This window comes from Pedobacter nutrimenti, assembly GCF_003208655.1.
Taxonomy (GTDB): Bacteria; Bacteroidota; Bacteroidia; order Sphingobacteriales; family Sphingobacteriaceae; genus Pedobacter; species Pedobacter nutrimenti.
Genome location: NZ_QKLU01000004.1, coordinates 374,344 through 386,722, shown reverse-complemented (window position 1 = coordinate 386,722; position 12,379 = coordinate 374,344). Strand labels below are relative to the sequence as shown.

General features: G+C 38.3%; 7 protein-coding genes. All 7 read left to right on the top strand.

The genetic code is table 11. The features are described 5' to 3' along the window. The first annotated feature begins 53 nt into the window (after window positions 1-53). Window positions 54-842, top strand: a complete 789-nt coding sequence (locus tag B0O44_RS13260) for a hypothetical protein (RefSeq protein ID WP_146229830.1) — start codon at window positions 54-56, stop codon at window positions 840-842. 5 nt (window positions 843-847) lie between these two features. Then, window positions 848-1,708 (top strand): hypothetical protein, encoded by an 861-nt coding sequence (locus B0O44_RS13255; RefSeq protein ID WP_110831289.1) that lies wholly within the window; start codon window positions 848-850, stop codon window positions 1,706-1,708. An 18-nt stretch (window positions 1,709-1,726) separates the two neighbouring features. Continuing rightward, a complete protein-coding gene (locus B0O44_RS13250) occupies window positions 1,727-2,707 on the top strand; it encodes a hypothetical protein (protein ID WP_110831287.1) in 981 nt (326 codons plus the stop codon). A gap of 115 nt (window positions 2,708-2,822) precedes the next feature. After that, window positions 2,823-3,992 (top strand): hypothetical protein, encoded by a 1,170-nt coding sequence (locus B0O44_RS13245; protein WP_110831284.1) that lies wholly within the window; start codon window positions 2,823-2,825, stop codon window positions 3,990-3,992. Window positions 3,993-4,314: 322 nt separating this feature from the next. After that, window positions 4,315-7,623 (top strand): hypothetical protein, encoded by a 3,309-nt coding sequence (locus tag B0O44_RS13240; RefSeq protein WP_110831282.1) that lies wholly within the window; start codon window positions 4,315-4,317, stop codon window positions 7,621-7,623. Between the two features lie 12 nt (window positions 7,624-7,635). Beyond that, window positions 7,636-11,022 carry a DUF6443 domain-containing protein gene (locus tag B0O44_RS13235; protein WP_110831280.1) on the top strand — a complete coding sequence of 1,129 codons (3,387 nt, stop codon included), beginning with the start codon at window positions 7,636-7,638 and terminating at the stop codon, window positions 11,020-11,022. Between the two features lie 645 nt (window positions 11,023-11,667). Further along, window positions 11,668-12,135, top strand: coding sequence for a hypothetical protein (locus B0O44_RS13225; RefSeq protein ID WP_110831276.1), 468 nt, complete (start codon window positions 11,668-11,670; stop codon window positions 12,133-12,135). Window positions 12,136-12,379: the final 244 nt, after the last annotated feature.

Genomic DNA, 12,379 nt, shown 5'->3' with positions numbered 1-12,379 from the left:
TTTGCACAGGATTCTTTGGCGATACAAAGATTTGATGAACGTAGTTTAAGTGTTTGGACAGGCACTACCGTAGTGGCCGATCCAACTGCACATGGGGGCAGGCCTTGTTTAGGCCTTCTTCTACTTTTAATGGAACTTTTTGGTTTGGACCTTATAAACATCTTCAGGCAGGTAATTATTTAGTGCAGGTCAGATTAAAAGTTGCTTCAAATGTCTCAGACTCGGAGTTTCTTAATTTTAATGTGGTGAGTAACAATGGGGCGGTAAGTTATGGGGTACTATTAAAACCCAGTATGTTCAGGAAGAGTAATGAGTGGCAGCTGTTTACCCTACCCATTCAAATCCCGGAAAATGCAGACTATATAGAAATAAGGGGAACCAATTTTGTTAACGGGATTACTGACCTATATATGGATTATGTAACCGTAATGCCAGGTGATGTGAGAGGGCTGTATTCGGCAGAATATTCCATTGATGGAAAGGGAAATGTAGGTGTTGGAACAATTGACCCTAAAGGCTATAAACTTGCCGTTAACGGAAACATCCGCGCTAAAGAAATTAAAGTCGAAAATGCCAACTGGCCGGACTACGTTTTCGCTAAAGACTATGCTTTACCTTCTTTAAAAGAAACCGAAAAACACATTCAGAAAAAGGGACATTTGCCAGGGATTCCATCGGCTATTGAAGTGAAAAATAATGGTGTGGATTTGGGAGAGATGAATGCAAAGTTGCTCAAGAAGATAGAAGAGTTGACATTACATTTAATTGAAAAAGAAAAAGCTATTGAAGCGCAGAACAGCAGGATCGAAAAACTGGAAAAGATTTGCCTTAAATCAAATTAAAAAACATGAAAAGATTAGTTATTATTTTACTTGTTGTATTTACATCATCGCTTAGGTCTTTTGCTCAAACTTCTTTTGAGTGGACGGGAACCAGTATTGTATTTGAGAATGGGGTATCCAACCAGGTGGCTTATATAGACTTTGGAACTTCTCTTTTATGGGGAAGTGTAGAGGTTTCTTTGACCACAAGCTATCATTATCAGAATTCTACCGGGTTGTACAGAAAAAGTTATAATATTGGAAAGAATCAGGAAGGGGGATTTCATTCTAATTCGTCTGAAGTGACCTCGGCCCTCGGTCCGGTTGCCGAACAATGGAAACTCGGAGAATTTGAAATCAACAGCTCCAATCATTTAGTCCTTCCGATTTACCATTTGGTGAATAATGGAAATCCGATTATAGTTCAGGTTAAGGGGCTTTTGACACATTCATTTGATAAGAACCTCATTACCATTACAACCCCTCAATATATAGTAAACAATCAGGTCCGGGATTATAATTACATCAACGGAAAACTTTCTATAGGAACTTCAAAAGCAGATCCTGAGGCCTTGTTTACTGTTGCGGGTAATATTACATCCAAAGAATTAAAGGTGAAAATCAATGCTGGTGCAGATTTCGTTTTTCATCCTGATTATCAGTTGACTGAACTCCAATCCGTCGAAGAATATGTTAAAACCAATAAGCATCTTCCGGAAATCCCTTCGGCAAAAGAAATGAAAGCATCCGGATTGGAGGTGGGAGATTTTCAAATTAAGCTTTTGCAGAAAATAGAGGAACTGACCCTGTATTTGATTGAATTGAAGAAAGAGAATGAGAAAATGAAAGTGCAATTGGGTAGTTTGGAGAAAAGGGTGAAAGAGTAATAATTTAAGGTAAAATGTATGAAAAAAATATTTGTTTCTCTTTTTTTGTTTTTGATCGTGTTGCATGTCAATGCTCAGTCGTCCTCTGACCAAAACGGATGGAAAAGTACTGTTACTGATATTTTAGGTTCTGGTAATACGCAAGCAATGCGATATGAAATTGCCAATCTGGGTTATAATTCTTTTCATTGGCAAAGTGGAGGGTTAATTATTGTTGAACTGTTCCATCAATATTTTGCTACGGGATATGAGAAGTATATTGTTGAAAACGGTTATGGCCAGGGTGCGAATTTTGGAAACCCTGTTGTAAAATTAACGGAGTCTCATGGAACTAGTCATTATGCTAAAATTACCATAGGAAGTCCGGTTGATTTAAACAGTTCCTTTGGTGGAAATCCAAATAAAATGCTCCCAATTTATTTAGATGTGAGATTCTATGGTAAATATAAAGTCAAAATTACTTATCTCCAGGAGAAGGTAGATGTACTTGAAGCGCTCAATCAGATTAAAATCAATACAGTTCCTGTAGGAACTGCTATTCCAGATTTTTCCGTGTCGACTTATTTAGATAATGATTTGACTTCGTCGGGTAGATTAATGATTGAAGGAAAAGGGGATCATTACATAGAAAATGGGAATCTTGGAATTGGAACAACTTCCCCTAAAGAAAAGCTCTCTGTTAACGGAAACATCCGCGCTAAGGAAGTTAAAGTTGAAACCGCCAATTGGCCGGACTATGTGTTTGCCAAAGACTATGCTTTACCATCCTTAAAAGAAACCGAAAAACACATTCAGGAAAAGGGACATTTACCAGGAATTCCGTCGGCTGTGGAAGTAAAAAATAATGGTGTGGATTTGGGGGAGATGAATGCCAAATTGCTACAGAAAATAGAAGAACTAACTTTATACATGATTGAGCTGAAAAAAGAAAATAATCAGCAACAAACAGAGTTGAAAAAACAAGGTGAATTAATCAAAAAGATTTTAGATAAAAAATAATAAGCTTGATTATTAGTGGTTTGACTTTTTTGTTCTGGGTTTTTTGAAGAAAATAAGTCAGTGCAGTTTGGCCGCACTGAAGGGTTTTACATTAGTGCCATAAAATTTATGGCAAATGAAAAAGCACTTGATCGTTTTAATTCAGTTTCTAATTGCAGGCACTTATTGCGCTGCACAAAATACCTTACCAGCAACTGGAAATGTTGGTATAGGAACTACAAATCCTTCTGAAACGCTGGATGTAATGGGGAATATTCGTACCAATAGAATCCGTGCAGGTTCTAGCGCATTTTCTCCCAACAGCCGGTCGTCCTTTAATTCTTTTAATACAGGTCTTAGTGCAAGTCCTTCTATAGGATGGATTGCCTCGGACTTTGGAGCGAATGATAACACTTCAGACCGCTTGGTCATAGGGGCGGGTTATGGGGGAAAGGCCGTTATTGGTGTACATAATTATGACCTTACGAATTGGGGTGGTGCTTTGTTAATTGCGCCTTCTGGTGGAAATGTGGGCATAGGTGCTTTGGATCCAAACTATAAGCTGGATGTGGCTGGATCTATTAATGCGACTGGTCAGGCCTGGTTCAGTTATGGAAATAACAATGTGAGTGGTTATTCATGGACAGGTGCGGCTTTGACCACCAACAGTATAGAGATTGTAAACAATAACAAAAACGACGCAGGTTCTTCCCCGACATTGGTGTTTCATACCTACGGAAGTGGCGGTCCGCAATTCAGGTTAGCAAGCGATGGTTCAAAGGTGCTTTATTTAGAAAGTGCTTTCTCCAATTCCTCCAGAAATCCGGCTCCTTATGGTGGTGGTGCAAATTCTTATTTTTCGAGGTTGCATGTAGACGGCTCTTTATCGACCGTTGGTAATGTTGGAATTGGCACTACCGACACTAAAGGCTATCAGCTTGCGGTTAATGGCAATATCCGGGCTAAAGAAATTAAAGTCGAGAATGCCAACTGGCCGGACTACGTTTTTGCCAAAGACTATGCTTTACCTTCTTTAAAAGAAACCGAAAAACACATTCAGGAAAAGGGGCATTTACCAGGAATTCCGTCGGCTATGGAAGTGAAAAATAACGGAGTGGATTTGGGAGAGCTGAATGCCAAATTACTACAGAAAATAGAAGAATTGACTTTGCATCTGATTGCGAAAGACAAACAAGTTCAACACCAGGAAAAGCAATTGACAGATCAACAACATCAAATGGATGAAATGAAATCTGATGTTCAAAAACTAAAGGATTTGGTTGGGCGAATGACTGGAAACCACTGAGTCCAAAATGAAAAAAAATCTGTTCTGATTTGATAAAGTTTAACCCTTTGAAATCTGATTTTTTTAAGCCTCAGATGAATAGTTTTCTGATGGGTCCAGTGAAGTGTTTAGGAAGAATTTGGGCCTCTTGATTTAGGGTGGTAAAACTAGGTTGTTAACATTGTTGTGTTTTGTTGTTTTTTAATCTATTGATTTATAGTGTTTCGATTTTTGTTTTTTATGTGGATAACTTTTTTGAAAAAAAAGTAGAGTGCAGGGTGGTCGCACTGAAGGGATTTATCTTGGTCAAAATTATGAACGAATAAATCTTTTATCAAACCAGATGTCCAAGTATTTTATTTTAAAGGGTATTGACCCCCTTATTTCAAAAAAAAGAAATGATCATTTTAACGATGTAGTTATTTCCAGATGCTTTCGGAAGTCTCCTTTAAATTTTAAAGGAATGATTCTGATTGTTTTCTTTTTTTATCTCTTTCAATTTGAATCAGTTTATGCCCAGAATGAGATAAAAAGGATTGTCCCACTCAGCCCTAATGCAGCTTCTTTTACTAAGTATGGAGAGATGCCTGTAAGTTATTTTACCGGAATTCCAAATATTACGATTCCTCTGTATACCGCCAAATCCGGAGAACTTGAACTTCCTTTAAGCTTAAGTTATCATGCAGGAGGCCATAAGGTTGAATCTATTGCTTCATGGGTTGGTCTGGGCTGGTCGCTCGGTGGTATTCCTATGATAACACGAAGTGTTAACGGATTGGAAGACGAAGGGCTCGGTGGTATTTTTTCACTTTATAATGGTTTGACATTAAGACAGATTAATGATCAAAAGGAAAATGGTAATGCTGGAAATTACAAAAATCTGATGCTTCTGGTTAAAGAAAATCAGATGGACACTGAGCCTGATGTATTTTCATATAGTATTAATGGGCAAAGTGGTCGATTTTATTATAGTCAGGACTTACAAAAGTTTCTGACGATACCAAGATCTAACATAAAAATTGAATATAACGGAGGGTTTTTAATTACTGCTGAAGACGGAACCCGCTACTTTTTTAATGATAAAGAAACCACAAGGATATCTTCAGGAGAAACTGGGTCTCCCATTACTTCATGCTGGCAAATAAGTAAAATAGAAGATGTAAATCAGACAGAAAACATATTATTTCAGTATGAATTAGAAACTATTTCTACAAGGACATTTAAAGGGTCTGTAAAGTACCAGTTTGTTAGTGGCAATATGTGCCCAAACATGCCTGAAGGAGCAGACAATCAACCTATGATTACAGAAATTCAATCCAAAGTTCTTTCGAGGATTGTATTTAAGAACGGATATATTTCCTTTGTCAAGGATAATCTCGAACGAGAAGATTTAGTAGGTGGACACTCACTTAAAGAAGTGAAGATATATAAAGGATCTGATGATCTTCTGAAAACATTTCGATTCAATTATCATTTTAATTCTGGGGGAGGTTCAGGTCCTGGTTGTGTAATTGATGATGTTTATAAATCAAATAAATGGATGCTTTTATCCAGTATGGCTGAGATTGGGGCACAGGGGGATCAGCTTCCTGCACATCAGTTTTTTTATAATGAAGCCTACTTTCCCCCATGTCGAAATAGTTTTGCACAGGATTACTGGGGATACCATAACGGCGCCTATGGAAATGTCGAGTTGATCCCAACCGTTACTATTCCTGGAACGAATATACAGGTTCCAGGAGCAAACAGGGAAGTTAAACCTAGTTATGCTCAGTTTGGAATTTTAAACCAAATCATTTATCCAACAGGTGGAAGAACTGAATTCGAATACAAAAATAATGATACCAGTGAAGAGAATGCTCCTCGAAAATATACTTGGGGAAGTGCATATGTAGCGGGAGAAGGTGAAGAGAACTTGCCGCCTTATAAAGAGTACGAATCTTTTTTTGAGATCAATAATCCCCCAGATGCATTTTTAAATAATGGTAATTCAAAAGGTGGGGCGTTTATTAATGTGGATGTGGGTGCCTTGGGCGTAGAACCGGGATCAAGAGGTGCATGGACCAATCTTGAGGGTATTTCTCCTGATAACAGATATTTAAATATTACGTTTTCTTATGGATTTAAAAACTATTATATCCCAAACGGTAAGTACAGAATCAGAGCTATTTTTAATCAGGATCCTCCAAATTATCATGATTTTCACTATATAGTGGATTGGAAAAAAATAGATTCAACAGCTACAAATAGTTATGTGGGCGGTTTAAGGGTAGAAAGAATCTCCACTTATGAGGGTGGTAACACAATATCAGGAGTAACTACATATAAGTATACCAGTGCTTATGATTCAAAGGCATCGTCTGGAGATATTTTTGGTAAAGATGATTACAAATATTCTACACTGATACAGAAACAAGTTGGTGAATATATTGGAGGTATACCAGTCAATTGTTCTGCCGAGTTCTTAAGATTATCTTCTTATAGCAATCAATCCCAGGTAAGTCAATCTGGCTCTTATATCGGATATAAGAAAGTATATGTTACATCTGAGCGACCGGATCAAACAGGGGTTACTTCATACGATTACACGTTTACAAGAGATGTTGATCAAAATGGCTTTCCGTATCCTCCAAGGCAAAGCATGGAATCGTTTCGTGGACAATTAAAATTAAAAGAAGAATTCAAATTCGTAGGAGAAGATCTTAAGCTGGTCAAGAAGACTAAGTTTACTTATCTCAATAAGGTATATGATGATAATACTGTTTTTGGATTTAAAGTTAGCCGGAACACTGCCGATCCAGCGTATAATGTTCCAGGCCCTGCTTATTTTATTCCTTATGCATTAAGCTATGAATTACCTCCTACCTGGTCTTCCGAACTATCGAAGATAGAAACCTTATACAATTCGGATAATAATAATGCAGTAGAATCAATAACATCAAATGAATATGAGAATACTTACAATTTACTAGAAATAAGTAAAACCACAAGAAGTGATCAGAAGGAAACAACAATTAAAAACTTCTACCCACATAATTTGACGCAATCTGGACAAGCAGAAATAGCAAGACAGTGGTTAAGCTCAAAGGGGAGCATTAATACGCTTCTCAAACAAGAAAAGTATTCGAATTCGAATCTAGTTAGTACCAAAACTATAGATTATAAAAATTTTGATGGTCAGAATTTGGTTAAACCTTATCAAATTACCCAGAGTGATGGCGCGAATTCTGATCCCCGTATTATCCTTTTTGATCATTATGACAAGTATGGTAACGTTATTCAGCAACATCAAAGTTCTGCACCTCCAACAAGTTATCTCTGGAGCTATAATGGACAATATCCTGCTGTTGAAATCAAAAATGCCAGTTATATAGCTATTGAGAATATCCTTGGGGCTAATGCGATTAGTAATTTTCAGCGTCAGAATCCAACCTATACAGAAATTGCGAGTTTTATTGCCCCACTCAAAACGCAGTTACCAGAGGCATTTGTAACTATATATACCTATAAACCCTTGGTTGGTATGACCAGCCAAACCGATGCTAAGGGCATGACTATTTACTATGAATACGATGAGTTTCAACGCCTGAAAAACATCAAAGACCAGGAAGGAAATATCATCAAAAACACAACCTATCACTACAAACCTTAAAACGTTCTTGCCATGAAATATATATTAAAAAATAGATCCAAAAGTCTGCTGGCGGGACTGCTGGTATCCGGTTTTTGTTTTAAAGCCAATGCCCAGCAACACATTACCAAAAACAGCTACAACAATGAATCGGTGATCCAGGCTTCGGGCAGTGTGACTTTAACCGATGGATTTTATATTCCTGCAGGTAAAACGGTCCGGATTTTTACCGGGTTTAGTTTTGCCAGCTGCGTTAACCAGATCAATAATCCCAGCGCCAACCAAAATTACATTAGCACCCGGGTTTTTAAAACCTCAGGTGTAAATGAAGGGAACCTGAACGTGCAAAGGAGTACCTGTGAGGTGAACCAGAGCATCCAATACTTTGACGGATTAGGCAGGGGGCTGCAATCTGTAACTGTCCAAGGCAGTCCGACTTTTAAAGATGTGGTGCAACCGGTGGTTTATGATGCCTTCGGAAGGGAAGCCATAAAATACCTTCCTTATGGAGCACCTGCCGGCGATGGCAGCTTTAAAACCGATGCCTTAAGCAAACAAATTGATTATTACAGTGCGGCATCCGGCTGGGACGCGAATGTGGTTAAAACCGCAACACCATATAGCAAAACCATTTTTGAAGCCTCCCCTTTAAACCGGGTACTGGAACAAGGTGCACCGGGTTCGGCCTGGCAACCTGCCTCCAGCAGGGGAAACGATTTGGGTCGTACGATAGTGAGTGATTACGGGACCAATATTGCAAACGAAGTGAAGCTATGGACCATAAACGGAAGTGGTGCCAGTGCAGGTGTTTACCAACCAGGCACCCTGCACAAAAGCATCGGTAAAGACGAAAACTGGGTTTCGGGTAAAGTGGGAACCGCAGAGGAATTCAAAGACCTGGAAGGGCAGGTGGTGTTGAGACGTCAATGGAAAACAGAAACGGTAAGCCTTTCGACGTATTATGTGTATGATGACCTGGGGAACTTACGTTATGTGTTACCTCCGGCAGTTAATGAAGGAACCGATAAAAGTACAGGAGTGGTCAGCAGCTTTACAGAAGCAGACCCACTATTTGACCAGTTTATGTACGGCTACCATTACGATGGGCGCAAACGGGTAATTGAAAAGAAAATCCCTGGTAAGGGTTGGGAGTTTATGGTGTACAATAAATTGGACCAGTTGGTGTTGAGCCAGGACGCCAAACAGAGGTCCAGTAACCAGTGGTTGTTCTCCAAATACGATGCTTTTGGCAGAGCGGTCATTACCGGATTATATAACGATGGGGCGGGCCGTGCCGCTTTACAGGGAACCGTTGATGGGCAGACCTTACTTTGGGAAACCCGCGATCGGGGAGCAGATTATACCAATCAGGCTTTTCCCCAGACCATAGCGTATTACCACAGCATCAATTACTATGATGATTACAGTTTTCCTGGCAATACATTTGGAGCTCCGGCAGGAGACCAGGCTCCTGAAGAACGGGTGAAATCTTTACCAACGGCAAGCAAAATAACGGTGCTGGGTACAGGCACTGCACTGTTATCGGTCAATTATTATGACAAAGAAGGACGTGTAGTACAGGTTAAAAGTCAGAACCATTTGGGCGGTACAGATGTAGTTGACAATACCTACAACTTTGCAGGCGAACTGATTGCCAGTAACCGGACCAATGTGGCCAGTGGTGTAACTACGACTATTGCCACACGTAATGAGTATGACCATATGGGCCGTAAACTGGCCACTTTTAAATCCATTAATGGGGCACAGGAACTGGTGTTGGATAAAATGGATTACAATGAAATTGGACAGTTGATTAAAAAATCACTGCACAGTACCGACGGTGAAAATTTCCTTCAAAACACCAGTTATGCTTATAACGAAAGGGGTTGGATGAAAAACAGCAATGGAGGGATTTTTAATGTTGAGCTGAAATACAATGATCATTTGGACCCAGCTTTTAAACAATACAATGGAAACATTTCCAGTCAGGTATATGACAATAATGGAGCAAATACTTTTAATTACAGCTACGATAATCTAAACCGGTTAACCATGGCTGCTACCACAGCCGCAGGTAAAAACCTTGGTGAAACGATTGTCTATGATGTAATGGGTAACATCAGTAGCTTAACCCGTGCAGGTTTTGGAACCAATAATTATACGGGGTATACCGGTAACCGTTTAACAGCCATCAGTGGTTTTACCAATGGAACCTATGTACACGATGCAAACGGTAATTTAACCAGCGACGGGCCAAGAGGGGTGAACATTGATTACAATTACCTGAACCTTCCGGTGCGGGTTACCGGAAACCAGGACATTACTTATACCTACGATGCTGCTGGCAGAAAACTGAAAAAAGTCAGTGTTTCCACTGGGACTACAAGTTATGTCGATGGCATCCAGTACAAAACAGATGGAACCCTGGACTTTATCCAGACGGAAGAAGGGATAGCGAGGAACAATGCTGGTGTGTTTAGTTACGAGTATAACCTGACTGATCATTTGGGCAATGTGAGGGCAAGTTTTTATAAAAACCCCGCAACACAGTTACTGGAGGTTTTGCAACGGGATGATTATTATGCTTTCGGCAAACAAGCTGTTGTTAAACCGGGAACAAACAAATACCTTTATAACGGCAAGGAGTTGCAAGAAGAGCTGAAGCAGTTGGATTATGGAGCAAGGTTTTATGATCCGGAGATAGGTAGGTGGAATGTGGTGGATCCGTTGGCGGAGAAGATGAGACGTTTTAGTCCTTATGTTTATGGAAATAACAATCCAATTAGGTTTATTGATCCGGATGGGATGGAAGGAGTTGATTGGGGGAAAAAAGGAAATGTTTGGACCTGGGATAAAAATATTAAAACGAAAGAGGACGCTAAGACTGCAGGATACGATGATTATCGTGCTCCTGGTTCAATTGTGGGAAATGCGAAAATTGGAAAGGATGGAGCAGTAGGGAATGTATATTTAGGAGATAATTCTTCTGATGTATCTTACACTTTGAATACTGTAGAAATTAGACCAGAAGATGAAATTCCAACACTCTCGCAAGAGAATAAAGATGCTTTGGATGTTGGTGCAATTGTAGTGGGAGTTGCTGAAGCTATTACCACAGCTGTGAAGAATGACCCAGCTGTTTCCCAAACTTTGGCAAAAAACACAGGCAAAACATTAGGCGTATTTGGTAAAATTTTAGGTGTTGGAGCTGTCATAAATGATTTTAACAATTTGAGAAAAAAGGGGGATAATGCAACGGCTGCGGACTACACTAAAATCGGAGTTTCAGTAGCAATGCTTTTTGTTAAATCGAATCCATATACAATGGCATTTGGAATACTATATGGAGTGGCCGATGCAGCTGGATATAATCCAATTGATGTTATATATAATGAAACTATAACTAGAAAACCTAAATGAAACTAATTAGATATTATTACTACAGAATGTATAAGTACTTTTCTACCGGGGATGTCGTTCCTTTTTTTTCAACCTTCACTGTGATTAGTGTATTTTTTTATTTTAATATTATTACACTTATAGATATCTTTCTTTTTATAATAGGAGGGGTAAAAGTAAAACTATTAGTTGTAGAATCGGGAGTCGGACGTCTTTGGCCAGCTTTAATATTTTTACCTCTGTATGGGTTATTCTACTACTATATGAAAAGATTAGGGCACCATGATAAAATTATAGATGAGTTTAAGGATGAAACAAAAAAGCAAAAATTGTTAAGCACACTGTTCGTAGTAACGTATTTTGTGGGTTCCATAGTGTTATTTGTAATTACTTTTAGGATGAAATAAAAGCATTTATTGGAAATAGAGATACGAGGTCGGCACTTATGCTGGCCTTGCTTATTCCTACTCAACTGCTTTAAAGACACTATCTTTTGAACAACTAAAAGAAAATCAATTAAAAACACCACTGCCCGGCTACTTTCCCAGGCATTGGTGTTTAAAGTCCTTTTTGTTCAGAATGATATTTATTATTGTTGTCATATTTATCTGATTGGTACTTTTGTATATGCTGAATAATCCCTCTAAATAGTTTTCAAGATAAGATATGTTAAAAAAGATAATAATTGGATTATTTATAATTTTAAGTGGAGTGGGCCTTTATAAGGTAGCTGGTTTGTTCTCACCGGGAACTTTTCCAAATGCAGAAACTTATGGTATTGATTCCAATGAAAATGAACTGATAAAAGTTATTAGACAATTCAAGGAAACAAATCCAAAGTATGTGCCACCAGAGAAATTCAATCTATTGGATGGTCGTTATAAAGCTAATGATTATTGGTATAGGGTATATTTTTATTACCCAGAAACAAAGGAGATTGTTTACACATGGATAAGGCCTGTCAATTCTGAGGCAACAACGCTAGGATTTGTTAGAATTAATAAAGGTGATCAGTTAGGTCATTGGAAGGATATCAATAGAGATTTTGACTCATCTGAAAGCAAAGATCAAAAAAGAAAATTCACCAGTTTAATACTTAATCCTATAAAAGAAATGATCAAACATGAAAATTGATTTGAGATAAGTTTTGAACACTATTTTTGTTGGTTATAAAGTAATAAGGCTTTATACATACAAGGTGTTTTGTAACCTCCGCATGTCCATAACCATGCGGAGGTTTTCTATAATTTACAATAAGCTAATTCTTCCTGTGATACAACAAAAAATAAATTATGGATAGTGATTTTTTGATAAAGTTTTTTGGAGGCATAGCTTGTATACTATTTGGTATTTGGATTTTTATAGATGTAAGAAAAAC

Coding starts and splice junctions, on each gene's coding strand:
- B0O44_RS13255 (WP_110831289.1), top strand. CDS start 848: ATGAAAAGATTAGTTATTATTTTACTTGTTGTATTTACATCATCGCTT.
- B0O44_RS13250 (WP_110831287.1), top strand. CDS start 1,727: ATGAAAAAAATATTTGTTTCTCTTTTTTTGTTTTTGATCGTGTTGCAT.
- B0O44_RS13245 (WP_110831284.1), top strand. CDS start 2,823: ATGAAAAAGCACTTGATCGTTTTAATTCAGTTTCTAATTGCAGGCACT.
- B0O44_RS13240 (WP_110831282.1), top strand. CDS start 4,315: ATGTCCAAGTATTTTATTTTAAAGGGTATTGACCCCCTTATTTCAAAA.
- B0O44_RS13235 (WP_110831280.1), top strand. CDS start 7,636: ATGAAATATATATTAAAAAATAGATCCAAAAGTCTGCTGGCGGGACTG.
- B0O44_RS13225 (WP_110831276.1), top strand. CDS start 11,668: ATGTTAAAAAAGATAATAATTGGATTATTTATAATTTTAAGTGGAGTG.